This window comes from Streptomyces sp. NPDC006624 (assembly GCF_040611555.1).
Taxonomy (GTDB): domain Bacteria; phylum Actinomycetota; class Actinomycetes; order Streptomycetales; family Streptomycetaceae; genus Streptomyces.
On the sequence record NZ_JBEXOM010000016.1, the window covers coordinates 23,211 to 38,550 of the forward strand.

The 15,340-nt window shown below is 72.5% G+C and carries 14 protein-coding genes and 1 pseudogene; 10 read left to right on the top strand and 5 right to left on the bottom strand.

Translation table 11 applies throughout. The features are described from left to right. The first annotated feature begins 117 nt into the window (after positions 1–117). The 3 genes from ABZY20_RS26205 to ABZY20_RS26215 all read left to right on the top strand — a co-directional run bounded on the left by ABZY20_RS26205 (position 118) and on the right by ABZY20_RS26215 (position 2,780). Entirely contained in the window at positions 118–1,443 is a 1,326-nt protein-coding gene (locus tag ABZY20_RS26205; protein ID WP_356444214.1) for a M20/M25/M40 family metallo-hydrolase, read from the top strand. A gap of 148 nt (positions 1,444–1,591) precedes the next feature. Beyond that, positions 1,592–1,825, top strand: a complete 234-nt coding sequence (chpH, locus tag ABZY20_RS26210; RefSeq protein ID WP_356444216.1) for a chaplin ChpH — start codon at positions 1,592–1,594, stop codon at positions 1,823–1,825. A 130-nt stretch (positions 1,826–1,955) separates the two neighbouring features. Next, positions 1,956–2,780 carry a chaplin family protein gene (locus tag ABZY20_RS26215; protein WP_356444218.1) on the top strand — a complete coding sequence of 275 codons (825 nt, stop codon included), beginning with the start codon at positions 1,956–1,958 and terminating at the stop codon, positions 2,778–2,780. Positions 2,781–2,860: 80 nt separating this feature from the next. Here ABZY20_RS26215 and ABZY20_RS26220 read toward each other — a convergent pair whose 3' ends face one another. Next, complete coding sequence (locus tag ABZY20_RS26220) at positions 2,861–3,049, bottom strand: DUF5703 family protein (protein ID WP_094055315.1); 189 nt, start codon at positions 3,047–3,049, stop codon at positions 2,861–2,863. 47 nt (positions 3,050–3,096) lie between these two features. Here ABZY20_RS26220 and ABZY20_RS26225 point away from each other — a divergent pair, with 47 nt between their 5' ends. Beyond that, the gene (locus ABZY20_RS26225) at positions 3,097–3,810 is read left to right on the top strand and encodes a hypothetical protein (protein ID WP_356444220.1); all 714 of its coding nucleotides are present in this window, start codon (positions 3,097–3,099) and stop codon (positions 3,808–3,810) included. A gap of 71 nt (positions 3,811–3,881) precedes the next feature. Here the strand turns inward: ABZY20_RS26225 and ABZY20_RS26230 are convergent, their stop codons facing one another. The 3 genes and pseudogenes from ABZY20_RS26230 to ABZY20_RS26240 all read right to left on the bottom strand — a co-directional run. Then, positions 3,882–6,197 carry a helix-hairpin-helix domain-containing protein gene (locus tag ABZY20_RS26230; RefSeq protein ID WP_356444222.1) on the bottom strand — a complete coding sequence of 772 codons (2,316 nt, stop codon included), beginning with the start codon at positions 6,195–6,197 and terminating at the stop codon, positions 3,882–3,884. Then, complete coding sequence (locus ABZY20_RS26235; RefSeq protein WP_356444224.1) at positions 6,194–7,180, bottom strand: aldo/keto reductase; 987 nt, start codon at positions 7,178–7,180, stop codon at positions 6,194–6,196. The genes ABZY20_RS26230 and ABZY20_RS26235 overlap by 4 nt, the downstream gene beginning before the upstream one ends. Positions 7,181–7,321: 141 nt before the next feature. Beyond that, positions 7,322–8,422 (bottom strand): annotated as a pseudogene (locus ABZY20_RS26240) (pectate lyase); the annotation flags it as partial. A 211-nt stretch (positions 8,423–8,633) separates the two neighbouring features. Here ABZY20_RS26240 and ABZY20_RS26245 point away from each other — a divergent pair. Continuing rightward, positions 8,634–9,689 carry an LLM class F420-dependent oxidoreductase gene (locus ABZY20_RS26245; RefSeq protein WP_356444226.1) on the top strand — a complete coding sequence of 352 codons (1,056 nt, stop codon included), beginning with the start codon at positions 8,634–8,636 and terminating at the stop codon, positions 9,687–9,689. 261 nt (positions 9,690–9,950) lie between these two features. After that, complete coding sequence (locus ABZY20_RS26250; RefSeq protein WP_356444228.1) at positions 9,951–10,739, top strand: ferritin-like domain-containing protein; 789 nt, start codon at positions 9,951–9,953, stop codon at positions 10,737–10,739. A gap of 10 nt (positions 10,740–10,749) precedes the next feature. On the opposite strand, the gene corA is transcribed toward ABZY20_RS26250, so the two are convergent. Next, complete coding sequence (gene corA, locus ABZY20_RS26255; protein WP_356444229.1) at positions 10,750–11,745, bottom strand: magnesium/cobalt transporter CorA; 996 nt, start codon at positions 11,743–11,745, stop codon at positions 10,750–10,752. A 59-nt stretch (positions 11,746–11,804) separates the two neighbouring features. Between corA and ABZY20_RS26260 the strand changes: the two genes are divergently transcribed. From ABZY20_RS26260 to mshC, 4 genes are all read left to right on the top strand, one after another. Beyond that, on the top strand, positions 11,805–12,491 hold the full coding sequence (locus ABZY20_RS26260; protein ID WP_356444231.1) for a histidine phosphatase family protein: 687 nt from the start codon (positions 11,805–11,807) through the stop codon (positions 12,489–12,491). Positions 12,492–12,567: 76 nt separating this feature from the next. Beyond that, positions 12,568–13,158 (top strand): DUF3090 domain-containing protein, encoded by a 591-nt coding sequence (locus tag ABZY20_RS26265; protein WP_356444232.1) that lies wholly within the window; start codon positions 12,568–12,570, stop codon positions 13,156–13,158. Then, positions 13,122–13,952, top strand: a complete 831-nt coding sequence (locus ABZY20_RS26270) for an SCO1664 family protein (protein WP_356444234.1) — start codon at positions 13,122–13,124, stop codon at positions 13,950–13,952. Before ABZY20_RS26265 ends, ABZY20_RS26270 begins: the two co-directional genes overlap by 37 nt. Before the next feature lie 131 nt (positions 13,953–14,083). After that, positions 14,084–15,313, top strand: coding sequence for a cysteine--1-D-myo-inosityl 2-amino-2-deoxy-alpha-D-glucopyranoside ligase (gene mshC / locus ABZY20_RS26275; RefSeq protein WP_356444236.1), 1,230 nt, complete (start codon positions 14,084–14,086; stop codon positions 15,311–15,313). Positions 15,314–15,340 lie beyond the last annotated feature (27 nt).

A 15,340-nucleotide genomic window follows, 5' to 3' on the forward strand; every position in this document is an offset into this window, starting at 1 on the left:
GTCCCGCCCCCGACGCGGTGTGAACGGGGTGCGACGGGCCGGGAGCGCTCTTGGGGAGCGCGGCACGGAGAGGGAGGATGAGAGGGACCCACCAGCAGTGACAGCGGGAGGAAGCACGTGAGCGAGACGGACACGGCCAGGAGCGTCACCGGCGAGGACGAGGTCGTGGACCTCTGCCGCGAGCTGATCCAGATCGACACCAGCAACTACGGCGACCACTCGGGTCCGGGCGAGCGCAAGGCGGCCGAGTACGTCGCCGAGAAGCTCGCCGAGGTCGGGCTCGAACCGCAGATCTTCGAGTCCCACCCGGGCCGCGCCTCCACGGTGGCCCGGATCGAGGGCGAGGACCCCTCCCGGCCCGCGCTCCTCATCCACGGCCACACCGACGTCGTCCCGGCCAACGCCGGCGACTGGACCCACCACCCCTTCTCCGGTGAGATCGCCGACGGCTGCGTCTGGGGCCGCGGGGCCGTCGACATGAAGGACATGGACGCGATGACCCTCGCGGTCGTCCGCGACCGGATGCGCAGCGGGCGCAAGCCCCCGCGCGACATCGTCCTCGCGTTCCTCGCCGACGAGGAGGCCGGCGGCACCTACGGCGCCAAGCACCTCGTGCGCGAGCACCCCGGCCTCTTCGAGGGGGTGACGGAGGCGATCGGCGAGGTCGGCGGCTTCTCCTTCACGGTCAACGAGAAGCTGCGGCTCTACCTCGTCGAGACCGCCGAGAAGGGCATGCACTGGATGCGGCTCACCGTCGACGGCACCGCGGGCCACGGCTCCATGACCAACACCGACAACGCCATCACCGAGCTGTGCGAGGCGGTCGCCCGGCTGGGCCGGCACACCTGGCCGGTCCGCGTCACCAAGACCGTACGGGCCTTCCTCGACGAGCTGTCCGACGCGCTCGGCGTCGAGCTGGACCCCGAGAACATGGACGAGACCCTCGCCACGCTCGGCGGGATCGCGCGCATGATCGGCACGACCCTGCGCAACTCGGCCGCCCCGACCATGCTCGGCGCCGGCTACAAGGTCAACGTCATCCCCGGCCAGGCCACCGCGCACGTCGACGGCCGCTTCCTGCCCGGCTACGAGGAGGAGTTCCTCGCCGACCTCGACCGGATCCTCGGCCCGCGGGTCAAGCGCGAGGACGTGCACGCCGACAAGGCGCTGGAGACCGACTTCGACGGCAGGCTCGTCGACGCCATGCAGACCGCGCTGCGCGCCGAGGACCCGATCGCCCGGGCCGTGCCGTACATGCTCTCCGGCGGCACCGACGCCAAGTCCTTCGACGACCTCGGCATCCGCTGCTTCGGCTTCGCGCCGCTGAAGCTGCCGCCGGAGCTGGACTTCGCGGGCATGTTCCACGGCGTGGACGAGCGGGTGCCGGTGGAGGGCCTGAAGTTCGGCGCGCGGGTGCTGGACCGGTTCATCGACGCGTCCTGAGCACACCCGGAGCGGCCCGGTATTCGGGCGCGCGTACGAGATCGACTGGGAAGAGTGAATGCGACCATAAGCTCGTAGCCTCATTACTCCCTCCTCGTTACAGGTAATGCGATCGCAAGATCGATCGCTTTGCCAACTAGGAGGAATAATGATCAAGAAGGTCGTCGCTGCTGCGGCTGCCACCGGTGGTCTGGTTCTCGCGAGCGCGGGCATGGCCGTCGCCGACTCGGGCGCCCAGGGTGCCGCCGTGCACTCCCCGGGTGTCGTGTCCGGCAACGTCATCCAGGTGCCCGTGCACGTCCCGGTGAACGTCTGCGGCAACACGGTCTCCGTGATCGGCCTGCTGAACCCCGCCTTCGGCAACACCTGCGTCAACAAGTGACGCCTCCCCCTCGCTGAGGGGAGTTTCAAAGCCATCGGTCCCGGAGTGCGAGCCACGCGCTCCGGGACCGACGCTTCTGCAAGGGAATTCGAGAAGAATTCGATAAAGGGTCGAAGGCAGGTAATCAGAAATGCGACAGGTCACCCGCAAGGGTCTGATGACCGTGGCGGCCGCGACCGGCGTGATCGCCGCCGCGGGCGGCTCCGCTCACGCCGACTCCGGCGCGTACGGCGCCGCTTCCGGTTCACCCGGCGTGCTCTCCGGCAACACGGTGCAGGCGCCGGTGCACGCGCCGGTCAACGTCTGCGGCAACACCGTCAACGTCGTCGGCGTGCTCAACCCGTCGGTGGGCAACGCGTGCGCCGACAAGGGCGGTGGATCGTCGTCCGGGGGACACGGCGAACACGGCGGTGGCGGCGGCTCGCACGCGGGCGGTCACGCCAGCGACTCGCCCGGCGTCGGCTCCGGCAACCACGTGCAGGCACCGATCCACGCCCCGGTGAACGTCTGCGGCAACAGCGTCGACGTCGTCGGCGCCGGCAACCCCAGCACGGGCAACGACTGCTCCAACGGCGGCGACCACGGCACCCCGCCCGGTGGCCCCGAGAACCCCGGCCAGCCGGGCGAGCCGGGCAACCCCGGAGAGCCGGGTGAGCCCGGCAACCCGGGAGAACCCGGTGAGCCGGGCAACCCCGGTGACCCCGGGAACCCGGGCGACCCCGGCAGCCCCGAGGAGCCCGCCGACCCGGGCACGCCGCCCTCCACCGGCGTCGAGACGCCGGGCGGCTCCTCGGACGGCAACCGGCCGAGCGGGCAGCTCGTCACCCAGCCCAAGGGCGAGGCCCAGCTCGCCAGCACCGGCAGCGACCTGCCGCTGGGCCTCGTCCTGCCGGCCGGCGCGGGTGCCCTGCTGGCGGGCGCGGTCCTCTACCGCAAGGCGCGCGCCTCGGCCTGACACGCCCCCCACGGGAACGGAGCGGGCCCCGCGGTGCGGGGCCCGTTTCGGGTGTGCGTCCTCCCGTGCGCCGTCTCAGCTCACCACGTGGCCCGCACCTGGCGGATGATCCGCCGGCGCAACCGCACCCTGCGGCTGCCGTCGCGCAGCAGGCTCAGACGGTGCAACTCCCAGTGTCCGTACTCGGCATGGTCGGTCAGCAGACGTGCCGTCTCCTTGCGGGAGACCCCGCGCGGTACGTACACGTCGACAAATTCGTATTCCGGCATCGCATCTATTGTGCGGGCTGGGCCCTGGTACGGATAGCGTCTGCACTATGTCTGATGCTGCGCAGCCCACCGCTGCCGAGGTACGCGCCGCCGCCGAGGCGGTCAAGACCGCGCTCGACCGCCACCTGGCCGCGGTCGAACGCAGGTCGGGTGAGGACGACCCGGCCGTCTACGAGGCGTTCAACCAGCTGGCCGCGGCCGCAGAGGTGTACGACGAACTGCTCTACGACCGCTATGACGAGGTCACCCCCTTCGAGATCCCCGGTGCGGAGGAAGCGCTGCCCCCGTACACGGGCCCCGAGGAACCGAACGCGCTGAGCGTACTGATCCGCCGTGACTACGCCGTCGCCGAACCGCAGCGTCTGCTGGCCCAGGCCCAGCGGATCGAGGCGGCCGACGGCGACGAGGGCACCTCCGCCTCCGGGACGGTGCACGGTGCGCTGGGCCTGCTGTTCGGCGAGTTCGAGCCCGACGAGATCGCCTCCCGGCACAAGGAGTTCGGGCTGGAGGAGGGCGACTCCACGCTCTGGGTGGCGGCCTCGGAGGAGCCGGCCGAGCCCGGGGAGTGGCTGGAGGCGCCGTTCGAACAGGTCGATCCGCAGCAGGTGGTCTGCCGCTTCGACGTCAGCGCCGTCTTCGACGACGACCTCGAGGACGACGAGGACGACGAGGACGAGGCCGGCGAGGAGCCGGAGGACGAGCTCGACACCGACCTCGACGAGGACGAGGACCTGGAGCCGCTGGACGCCGACCGCCGCTGAGCACCGGACGGCGAACGACGGCGACCGCGAGGGCGGTGGTCACGGGCCCGGGCCCGTGACCACCGCCCTCGTCACGCCCCGCTCACCTGCGGAGCGAGCAGCACCGGAAGCCGGGTCGTCCGGGGCTTCGCCGGAACCTCCGCCACGGCCCTGGCCAGCGCCTGCTCCACCCCGTGCACCACGGACAGATGCCGGTCGGCCCGCCCGAACGCCGTGTACACCCACGGCCGGCTCAGGGCCTGCGCCGCGTCACCGGGCAGCACCGCCACCACCGCGGGCCACCGGCTCCCCACGGCCTGGTGCGCGGTCATCGCCCACCCGTGCCGCACGGTGTGCTCCACCCGGTCCTTCGGCACGACGACGGTCCCGCCCGCGCACGACAGGTGCAGTCCCTCGGCGTCCGCCTTCAGCACGCGGCCCGGCAGCGCGCGCCCCGGCACGGGGGAGTGGACGACCCGGTCCCCGGGGTCGAAGCCGCCGAAGCGGCCCGGGCCCGGATTGAGCCGCTCCTTCAGCGCCGCGTTGAGAGCGCGGGTACCGACGGCGCCGCCGTGCCCCGGTGTGATCACCTGGGTCTGCTCGGCCGGTACGCCGATCGCCCGCGGCACCGAGTCCACGACGAGCTGCACCGTGCGGTGCACGGCCTCGCCCGCGTCCCGCACCGGCACGATCACGACCTCCTTGCCGGGGGCCTCGACCGGGTTCAGCTCGCCGATGCCGATGCCGGAGACCAGCTCGCCCAGCGGCCCGGGGTCCGGCAGCCGCGAGGCGACCTGCGGGCAGATCCGGGCGGCGAGCAGATCCGCGAAGACCCGGCCCGGCCCCACGGACCACAGCACCGCCGGGTCCCCGGCCAGCACCAGCCGCGCCCCGTCCGGCAGCGACTCCGTCACCAGCGCCGCCGTCTCGACGTCCAGCTGCGGCGCGTCGAGCACGACGAGCAGGTCCAGGTCCAGGGCGCCGTCGGCGTCACGGCCGGGGCCCTCGAGGCCCGCGAGCAGGCCGGCGACGGTCGTGACCGGGGAGTCGGCGGCGGTCTCCTGCCCGGACCGTCGCAGCAGCGCCGCGAAACGGTCCCGGCCGATCGGGCTGTGCGTGGCTGCCCAGGCGCGCAGTCCGAGGGCACGGGCGGTGTCCAGCAGGGCGGCCGGCTCGGCCAGGGACGCCTCACCGCCGGTGTGCAGGACGAGTCCGTGTCCGGCGACCGCGCGGAGCAGGTCTGCCGCCGAGCCCCGGGCCGCGGCGGCGGCCCGCTCCCACTCCTCGGCCGACCCGTCCTGCTTGGGCGTCGAGTTGACCAGCCGGGCCAGGCCGTCGGCGAGGCTCTCCTCGGCGAGTGCGTAGCGCTCCAGCCCGACCAGGACACGGACCGGACGTTCCTCGTCCTCCGCGTCGTCCGTGCTCTCCTCGGTGCGGGCCGCGGGGGCGGCCGGCGCGCCCGTCTCCTCCAGGGCGTCCTGGAAGACCAGCGCCTCGCCCTCCGCGAGGCTGTCCTGCACGGCGCTGTCCGGCTCCGGCACCCCGCGCTGGGCCAGGGCCGCGAGCAGCGCCGGCATCTCCAGGGCGGTGTGCCCGGCGAGCGCCGCCTGCTCCAGGAGCCAGACGGTGACGGCACGGCCCCGCCGCGCGTCGTCCGGGCCGCACTCGGCGCCGAGCAGCGCCCGCGCGAACCCGTCGGCCTGCTCGGGCCGCACGCCCGCCACGCGCAGCAACTGCCAGGGGTCCTCGCGCAGCCGCTCGTCGGCGCCCTCGCCGAGCGCCGCGGCCACCTGCGGCGCGAGCGCCTCCGGGGCGCCGCCCTCGCCGAGCACCCGCCGTACGGCCTGCACGGCCTCCGGCGCGGGACCGGCCGGTGCGGCGGCGGCCTCGGCCGGCAGCGGCCGGGGCGGCCGGACCGGCTCCGGGGCGGTGCGGCGGGGCGCGGGGGAGGGCTCCTGGAAGACGGTGGCCGCCGGCTTCTCGCCGCTCTCCACGGCCCGTACGGCCGCGAGCAGATCGGCCGCCGTGCCGCTGAGCTTGGCGCCGCTGGCGATCGGCCCCTTCTTCTCGGCCTTCCGCTGCGCGATGCGCTCGCGCTCGGCCTGCTGGGCCAGCAATTCGGCTTCCGCCTCGGACAGCCTGCGGGCCTCGGCCGCGTCAGCGCTTGCGGTTGCGGCTGCGGCTTCGCCTTCGGGGCGCTCGGAGCCGGAATGCTCCCCCGCCTCGGCTCCACGCTCCCCGGTCCCGGCGCCGGGCTCGCTTCCATCGTCAGCACGCCCGCCCTCGGCGGCCCGCCCGGCCTCCCCGCCCGCGCCACCCTCCGAACCGCCGTCCGCGGTGGGCGTCGTGCTCTCGGCGCCCGGCGTCCCCGGCTCGGCGTCCTCCGTGGTCTCGGGCTCCGTGCTCACAGCGTGCTCCAGTCGTGATCGGGATAGCGGTGCACGGGCGCCGACACATCGTCGAGCGCCCGGCAGATCTCGTCAGGAAGACTAAGGGTCTCCACTGACAATGCCGCCGTGAGCTGCTGCGCGTTGCGCGCGCCGACGATCGGGGCCGCCACTCCCGGACGGTCGCGGACCCACGCCAGCGCCACCTGGAGCGGTGACACCGCCAGCCCGTCGGCCGCGGTCGTCACGGCGTCGACGATCCGGCGCGCGGTGTCGTCGAGGTAGGGCGCGACGAACGGGGCGAGGTGCTCGGAGGCGCCGCGGGAGTCCGGGGGCATGCCGTCGCCCCGGTACTTGCCCGTCAGCACCCCGCGCCCCAGCGGGGAGGAGGGCAGCAGCCCGATCCCCAGGTCCAGCGCGGCCGGGAGCACCTCGCGTTCGACGCCGCGCTGGAGCAGTGAGTACTCCAGCTGCGTGGCCGCCAGCCGGGTCCGGGTGCCGGGGGCGGCGAGCTGCCAGGTGGCGGCCTTGGCCAGTTGCCAGCCGCAGAAGTTGGAGACGGCGGCGTAGCGCGCACGGCCGCTGGCGACCGCCAGGTCGAGGGCCTGGAGGGTCTCCTCCAGCGGCGTCTCCGGGTCGAAGGCGTGGACGTGCCACAGGTCGACGTAGTCGGTGCCGAGCCGGGAGAGCGAGGCGTCCAGCGCGGCGAGCAGATGGCCGCGGGAGCCGTCGACGCGGCGGTCGGGGTCGGGCACGCTGCCGGCCTTGGTCGAGATGACCAGGTCCCGCCGTGCCACGAGCCCGTCCAGCAGCTTGCCGAGCAGGTACTCGGCCTCGCCGTCGCCGTACACGTCCGCCGTGTCGACGAGGGTCCCGCCCGCTTCCCAGAAGGTCTTCATCAGGTCTGCGGCGTCGTGTTCGTCGGTGTCCCGTCCCCAGGTCAGGGTGCCGAGCCCGATCCGTGACACCCGCAGGCCCGTGCGGCCGAGTTGCCTCTGCTCCATGGACGCCGAGATTACTGGCCAGAGCCTGCCGTGTGGGTGGCCGAGGACCACCGAATTCCCGGGCCCGGCGGCGGGTGGTGCGGACGGCCCGCCGGAGCCGGATCCTCGGTCGAGGCCGGTTCCGGCGGGCCGCCGGGGTCAGCACGTGCCGTCGGACACCTGCAGGCCCTTGTTCGCGCCCGCCGTGCGGCTCACCACGGCCGGCACGCAGCCGGCCGCGTCGAGGCTCACGGAGTACGGGACGGAGACCGTGGTGGTGGACTTGAGGTCCGGCCCGGCCGGGTTGTTCTCGGTGCCGGGCTTCGACCACGTGACGTTGTCCAGGACGTTTCCGGAGACCTGCCAGTACCCGGCCTCGTCGGTGTAGAAGGTGCCCAGGACGTCCTTGGAGTCCTCGAAGTAGTTGTTGTCCACCTTGGCGCGGGCGCCGGCCCGGGAGTTGATGCCGGACTCGTTGAGGCGCACGTAGTGGTTGTTGTACATGTGCGCGATGCCGCCGCGCAGCAGCGGGGCGCGGGAGTCGATGTTCTCGTAGCGGTTGTGGTGGTAGGTGATGAAGCCGTTCGACCGGTCGCTCTCGCTGCTGCCGACCAGGCCGCCGCGGCCGGAGTTGCGCAGGACGCTGTAGGACAGGGTCACGTACTGGGTGTTGTTCTTCATGTCGAACAGGCCGTCGTAGCCCTCCGACTCGCCGCCCGAGGCCTCCAGGGTGGTGTGGTCGACCCAGACGTTGCGGACGTTGCTCTCCATGCCGATGGCGTCGCCGCCGTTGGAGGTGGGGGAGCCGGACTTCTTGACGTTCCGCACGGTCACGTTCCGGATGATGATGTTCTTCGACTCGCGGATGTGGATGCCCACTTGGTCGAAGACGGCGCCGCTGCCCACGCCGACCAGGGTCACGTTGCTGATCTTCTTGAGCTCGATCACGCCGTCGGCCGTGTCGCAGCTGTCGCCCGACACCTTCTTGGTGTTGGCGTGGTTGATGGTCCCCTGGACCTCGATGGTGATCGGGGTGGTGGCGCTGGCCCGGCCGCACAGGGCCTGGTGGATCGCGGTGCCCGTGGTCGCCCGGACCGTCTGGCCGCCGGCGCCGCCGGTGGTCCCGCCGTTCTGGGTCGCGTAGCCGGTGACGCTGCCGGTCGCGGCCGAGGCCTCGGGCAGGGACACGAGGGTGCCGGTCGTGGCGGCCACCGCCAGGGTGGCCAGAGCCGCGTGGAACCGCAGTGAGACCGTTCGCTTCATCCTTGCTCTCCGTTCCGTCTTCGACGTGGGGGTGGTGTGGAAAGCGCTTTCCCGTGAAGGTAAGGACTTGCTGTGAACGCGTCAATGGTCGCGTACTTGTTTTCTGTTCACACATCTGACCGCCAGGGCGCGGTGTGGCGGTGTCCAGGGGCCCGCCCCCGCGCTATGGTCGGGACGCCAGGCACGTTACTGATCGGTAAGGGGATGCGGCATGCAGCTCGGTATCAACCTCGGCTACTGGGGTGCCGGAATGGACGCGGACAATCTGGCCGTCGCCCAGGAGGCCGACCGGCTCGGATACGCCGTCTGCTGGGCCGCCGAGGCCTACGGCTCCGACGCGGCCACCGTCCTGTCCTGGGTCGCGGCCCAGACCGAGCGCATCGACGTCGGGTCCGCCATCTTCCAGATCCCGGCCCGCCAGCCCGCGATGACCGCCATGACCGCCGCCACCCTCGACTCCCTCTCCGGCGGGCGCTTCCGTCTCGGCCTGGGCGTCTCCGGCCCGCAGGTCTCCGAGGGCTGGTACGGCGTCAAGTTCGACAAGCCGCTCGGCCGCACCCGCGAGTACGTCGAGATCGTCCGCAAGGCGATGACCCGCGAGCGCCTGTCGTACGAGGGCGAGCACTGGACCCTGCCCCTGCCCGGCGGCCCCGGCAAGCCCATCAAGCTGACCGTGCACCCGCAGCGCGAGCACATCCCGCTCTACATCGCCGCGATCGGCCCGAAGAACCTCGAGCAGACCGGCGAGATCGCCGACGGCGCCCTGCTGATCTTCCCCTCCGCCGAGCACCTGGAGGAGACGACGATCAAGTACCTGCGCGCCGGGCGCGAGAAGGCCGGCAAGACCCTCGACGGCTTCGACGTCTGCCCGACCGTGCCCCTGGCCCTCGGCGACGACAAGGACGTCACCACGCTCGCCGACACCTTCCGCCCCTACACCGCCCTGTACGTCGGCGGCATGGGCAGCCCCAAGCAGAACTTCTACAACCAGCTCGCCCGGCGCATGGGGTACGAGAAGGAAGCCGCCGAGATCCAGGACAAGTACCTCTCCGGCGACAAGCAGGGCGCCGCGGCGGCCGTACCGCACGACCTGATCGACAAGACGGCCCTGCTGGGGTCCGTGGACCGGATCGCGGACCGGATGAAGGCCTACGCCGCCGCCGGGGTCACCACCCTGTCCCTCGCCCCGGCCGGCTTCACGCTCGACGAGCGGCTGGCGTCCCTGCGCGCCGGCACCGAGGCCCTGGAGCGCGCCGGGCTCGCGTGACGGGAGGTTTCCACGGCCGTGGTGGGGGCTCGGGGGTCTTCCCCGCCACGGCCGTCACGGGGAACAACGCGGCGAGCCGCCGGCGGTTACGCCGTGCCGCCCGGCGGCTGCACCGGGCACGGCCGGGGCACCCCCGTGTCCTCCATTCGGCGGAGTTGTCCCGCACACCTGTTGCAGCGCCCCGCGCCCCGCACTTGACTCGTTCTTCGCGGAAACCTGCGGACCTGCAGCACGCGCACGCGCGCGGGAGAGGTGCCCACGATGCTTTCGGCCAAGAGTCTTTTCCAGGAGATCCTCGACAACGACGAGTCCTTCGCCCTGTTCTGCTCCGTCGCCGCGAGCGGCGAGACCCAGGGCGGCTGGGAGAACGCCCGCATCGCCGCGCTCGTCCCCGACGGCGAGCGCGACCTCGCCCCCAAGATCACGCGGCACGGCGCCGACGAGGACAAGCACGGCCGCATCTTCAACGCCCTGCTGAAGAAGCGCGGCCTCGACCCCGTCCCGGTCCCGCCGGAGACCGACTACACCATGCTCCTGGAGCGCAACGGCATCGGCCTCGCCCACGCGCGGCTCAAGCGCGACGAGCAGCTCACCGTCCAGGACATCGTCACCTACCTCTCCCACAGCCGGGTCACCGAACAGCGCGCCTCCGAGCAGATGGAGCTGCTGCGCAAGCACTTCGCCGACCACCCCGACATCGGCCGCGCCGTCCGGCAGATCTCCAACGACGAGGACAACCACCTCGCCTACTGCCACGAGGAACTGCTGCGCTTCGCCCGCGCGGGCCACGGCCGGGCCATCCAGCGGACCCTGCGCGACTGCGCGCTCGCCGAGATCCGGATCTACCGGGACGTCAGCCTCGCGGTCATGGCGAACATGGGCCGCATCCTGGGCTGGTCCCGGGCCAAGGCGGCGGTGCTCAAGGCGGGCATCCACGCCGTGTACGCCTACGAACGGCTGGGCGGCTGGCGCCGGATGGTCTCGCTGGAGACGCCCGAGCGCCGCAACGCCCTCGGCGGCCCCGCCTCCACGGAACCCGAGTTCGCCTAGGCGGCCGGCCTCACAGCCACCCCCGGCGCTTGAACAGCCGGAACACCAGCACCTCCAGCACGGCCATCAGCACGATCAGCGCCGGATACGACCACACCCAGCCCAGCTCGGGCATGTGCTCGAAGTTCATCCCGTAGATCCCCGCGAGCATCGTGGGGATCGCGGCCATGGCCGCCCACGCGGAGATCTTCCGCATGTCGTCGTTCTGCCGGACGCTCATCTGCGCCAGATGCGCCGAGAGGATGTCCGACACCAGCCGGTCCAGGTTCTCCACGGACTCGTTCACCCGCGTGAGGTGGTCGCTGACGTCCCGGAAGAACGGCCGCGCCCGGTCGTCCACGAACGGCACCGCCACACCGGACTGCGCCGTCCCCGCCAGCCGGCTCATCGGCAGCGCCAGCGGCCCGGTCGCCCGGCGGAACTCCAGCACCTGCCGCTTGAAGCCGTAGATCCGGGACGCCGTGTTGCGCGAGCCCCCGTCCTCCGGCGAGAAGACCTCCGCCTCCAGTTCCTCCAGGTCGGTCTGGAGCTCGGTCGCCACGTCCAGGTAGTGGTCGACGGTGGCGTCGGCGACCGCGTACAGCACCGCCGTGGGGCCCTTGACCAGCAGTTCCGGCTCCTGCTCCAGCCGCCGCCGCACGGCCTTCAGCGGGGCGCCCTCGCCGTGCCGGACCGTCACCACGAAACCGTCGCCCAGGAAGATCATGAGCTCGCCGGAGGAGACGGTGTCGCTCTGCGGCTCGTACGCCACCGGCTTCAGGACCACGAACAGGGAGTCGTCGTACACCTCCAGCTTGGGCCGCTGATGCGCCTTGAGGGCGTCCTCGACGGCCAGCGGATGCAGTCCGAACTCCTGCGTGACGTGCTCGAACTCGGTCTCGGTCGGCTCGTGCAGACCGATCCACACGAAACCACCCCCCGCACGGGCCTCACTCAAGGCGTCCGAGAAGTCCTCGGGCCCCTCCGACCGGTGCCCGTCGCGGTAGATGGCACAGTCGACGATCACGTAGAGACTCTCCCGTCACTCGAACGACGCCGCACGCGCGTGCGCCTACGCTGGAGCGCATGCCCACACTGATCCTGGTCAGGCACGGACGCTCCACCGCAAACACCGAGGGACTGCTCGCCGGCTGGACGCCCGGCGTCGCCCTCGACGAACGCGGCGCGGCGCAGGCCGCCGCGCTGCCCGGGCGCCTCGCCGGACTGCCCCTCGCCGAGATCGTCGCCAGCCCGCTCCAGCGCTGCCAGGAGACCATCCGGCCGCTGCTGGAGGCCAGGCCGGAACTGCGCCCGCACACCGACGAGCGCATCGGCGAGTGCCACTACGGCGACTGGTCGGGGCGCAAGCTCGCCGAACTCAAGGACGAGCCCCTGATGGAGGTGGTGCAGGCCCATCCGTCCGCGGCCGCGTTCCCCGGCGGGGAGTCGATGCGGGCCATGCAGACGCGCGCCGCCGAGGCCGTGCGCGAGTGGAACGCGCGCGTGGAGCGCGACCACGGCGCCGACGCCGTCTACCTCATGTGCTCGCACGGCGACATCATCAAGTCGCTCGTCGCCGACGCACTCGGACTTCATCTGGACCTCTTCCAGCGGATTTCTGTTGAACCGTGTTCCATCACCGCGATCCGCTACACCCGGCTGCGTCCGTTTCTCGTCCGCCTCGGAGACACCGGCGACTTCACCTCGCTGGTGCCGCGCGAGGAGCCGCCGGGCGACGACGCCGAAGTCGGGGGTGGTGCGGGCGCACCGTGATCGTCGGCCGCAGTAGGGTGAAGCGGTCGCAGCAGTGCCGTACTCACGGTTTCCCACGATCCAATGGAGACAGGACGTGTCCCGTCAGGTGTTCCTCTATGACCATCCGGAGCGTTTCGTGGCCGGTACGGTCGGACTGCCCGGACGCCGCTCGTTCTTCCTCCAGGCCTCGGCAGGCACCCGGGTGACCAGCGTGGCCCTGGAGAAGACCCAGGTCGCCGCACTCGCCGAACGCATGGACGAGCTGCTCGACGAGGTCGTGCGCCGCAGCGGCGGCAGCGCCTCGGTCCCCGCCGTCGCCCCCTCGGAGATCACCGACACGGCCCCGCTGGACACCCCCATCGAGGAGGAGTTCCGGGTCGGCACCATGGCGCTCGCCTGGGACGGCGACGAGCAGCTCATGATCGTCGAGGCGCAGGCCCTCGTCGAGCTCGACGCCGAGTCCGACGAGGACCTCGCCGAGGCCGAGGAACGGCTGCTCCAGGACGAGGAGAACGGGCCCCCGATGCTGCGGGTCCGGCTCACCGGCGCGCAGGCCAGGGCCTTCGCCAAGCGCGCCCTCGACGTCGTCAACGCCGGGCGGCCGCCGTGCCCGCTGTGCAGCCTCCCGCTCGACCCGGAAGGACACGTATGTCCGCGCCAGAACGGATACCGCCGCGGAGCGTGACACCTCTCCCGGACGCCGCCGAGCTGCTCGCCCGGGGCGAACTGACCGTGCGCGGGCGCATCCGCGAGGCGTCCAACGCGGCCCTGTACTGCACGGTCGGCCACGACGGCCGGGAAGCGGCCTGCGTCTACAAGCCGGTCGCCGGGGAGCGGCCCCTGTGGGACTTCCCCGACGGCACGCTCGCCCAGCGGGAGGTCGCCGCCTACGAGGTCTCCGAGGCCACCGGCTGGGGCCTCGTCCCGCCCACCGTGCTGCGCGACGGCCCCTACGGCGAGGGCATGTGCCAGCTGTGGATCGACCCAGTGCCGGAGTCGGACCTGCTCGCCCTGGTCGACGGTGAGGAACCGGGGCCGGGCTGGAAGGCGATCGGGTTCGCCGAGGTCGGCGAGGGGCGCACCGCGCTGCTCGTGCACGCCGACGACGAGCGGCTGCGGCGGCTCGCGGTGCTGGACGCCGTGATCAACAACGCCGACCGCAAGGGCGGCCACCTGCTGCCCGGCGACCAGGGGCGGCTGTACGGCATCGACCACGGCGTGACCTTCCACGTCGAGAACAAGCTGCGCACCCTGCTGTGGGGCTGGGCGGGGGAGCGCCTCACCGAGGAGGCCGTGGACGTCCTCGAAGCTCTCCGGACGGCCCTGGCGGAGGGCGGGGCCCTCACCGCACGGCTCGAACCGCTGATCACGGGCGCCGAGATCGAGGCCACCCGCGCCCGGGTCGGCGCGCTGCTCGCCGCCGGGACCCATCCGGAGCCCGGCGGGGAATGGCCGGCCATTCCCTGGCCACCCGTGTAGGGGCCCTCGCGGCGTTCGCGTGGGCGTTCGCGGGGGACAGCACAGCGGGCGGTTCGCCGCAAGAGCGCCTTCTCGGTCTTCCGGCCCGCTCCCATTCGTATATGGAACTTCAGTCCGGTTAGGCTCAAGGCATGCATGCCTGGCCCGCTTCCGAGGTCCCCGCCCTGCCTGGTCAGGGCCGCGACCTGAGGATCCACGACACCGCGACCGGCGGACTCGTCACCCTCGACCCCGGTCCCGTCGCCCGTATCTACGTCTGCGGCATCACCCCGTACGACGCCACCCACATCGGACACGCGGCGACCTACAACGCGTTCGACCTCGTGCAGCGCGTGTGGCTCGACACCAAGCGGCAGGTTCACTACGTCCAGAACGTCACCGACGTCGACGACCCCCTCCTGGAGCGGGCACAGCGCGACGGCCTCGACTGGGCCGACCTCGCCGAGCAGGAGACGGCCCTCTTCCGCGAGGACATGACCGCCCTGCGGATGCTGCCGCCGCGCCACTACATAGGAGCCGTCGAGGCCATACCCGGGATCGTCCCGCTCGTGGAGCGGCTGCGCGACCTGGGCGCGGCCTACGAGCTCGACGGGGACGTGTACTTCTCCGTCGAGTCCGACCCGCACTTCGGCGAGGTCTCGAACCTGGACGCCGCGGCGATGCGGCTGCTGTCCGCCGAGCGCGGCGGCGACCCGGACCGGCCGGGCAAGAAGAACCCGCTCGACCCGATGCTGTGGATGGCGGCCAGGGAGGGCGAGCCGAGCTGGGACGGCGGCTCGCTGGGACGCGGCCGGCCCGGCTGGCACATCGAGTGCGTGGCCATCGCCCTGGACCACCTCGGCATGGGCTTCGACATCCAGGGCGGCGGCTCCGACCTCGCCTTCCCGCACCACGAGATGGGCGCCTCGCACGCCCAGGTGCTCACCGGCGAGTTCCCCATGGCCAAGGCGTACGTGCACGCCGGCATGGTCGCCCTGCACGGCGAGAAGATGTCCAAGTCCAAGGGCAACCTCGTCTTCGTCTCCCGCCTGCGGCGCGAGGGCGTCGACCCGGCCGCCATCCGGCTCGCGCTGCTCGCCCACCACTACCGCGCCGACTGGGAGTGGACCGACCAGGTCCTCCAGGACGCCGTCGCGCGGCTGGGCCGCTGGCGGGCCGCGGTCTCCCGGCCCGACGGACCGCCCGCCGAGGCGCTCGTCGACGAGATCCGCGCGGCCCTGGCGCACGACCTGGACGCCCCGGACGCGCTCGCCGCGGTCGACCGCTGGGCCGCGCTCCAGGAGGAGACCGGCGGCACGGACGAGGGCGCGCCCGGGGTGGTCTCCCGGGCGGTGGACGCGCTGCTGGGCGTGGCGCTCTAGCCGCAGGCGCACGGAAAAGGGGGCGTC

Coding starts and splice junctions, on each gene's coding strand:
- chpH (WP_356444216.1), top strand. CDS start 1,592: ATGATCAAGAAGGTCGTCGCTGCTGCGGCTGCCACCGGTGGTCTGGTT.
- ABZY20_RS26215 (WP_356444218.1), top strand. CDS start 1,956: ATGCGACAGGTCACCCGCAAGGGTCTGATGACCGTGGCGGCCGCGACC.
- ABZY20_RS26220 (WP_094055315.1), bottom strand. CDS start 3,049: ATGCCGGAATACGAATTTGTCGACGTGTACGTACCGCGCGGGGTCTCC.
- ABZY20_RS26225 (WP_356444220.1), top strand. CDS start 3,097: ATGTCTGATGCTGCGCAGCCCACCGCTGCCGAGGTACGCGCCGCCGCC.
- ABZY20_RS26235 (WP_356444224.1), bottom strand. CDS start 7,180: ATGGAGCAGAGGCAACTCGGCCGCACGGGCCTGCGGGTGTCACGGATC.
- ABZY20_RS26245 (WP_356444226.1), top strand. CDS start 8,634: ATGCAGCTCGGTATCAACCTCGGCTACTGGGGTGCCGGAATGGACGCG.
- ABZY20_RS26250 (WP_356444228.1), top strand. CDS start 9,951: ATGCTTTCGGCCAAGAGTCTTTTCCAGGAGATCCTCGACAACGACGAG.
- ABZY20_RS26260 (WP_356444231.1), top strand. CDS start 11,805: ATGCCCACACTGATCCTGGTCAGGCACGGACGCTCCACCGCAAACACC.
- ABZY20_RS26270 (WP_356444234.1), top strand. CDS start 13,122: ATGTCCGCGCCAGAACGGATACCGCCGCGGAGCGTGACACCTCTCCCG.
- mshC (WP_356444236.1), top strand. CDS start 14,084: ATGCATGCCTGGCCCGCTTCCGAGGTCCCCGCCCTGCCTGGTCAGGGC.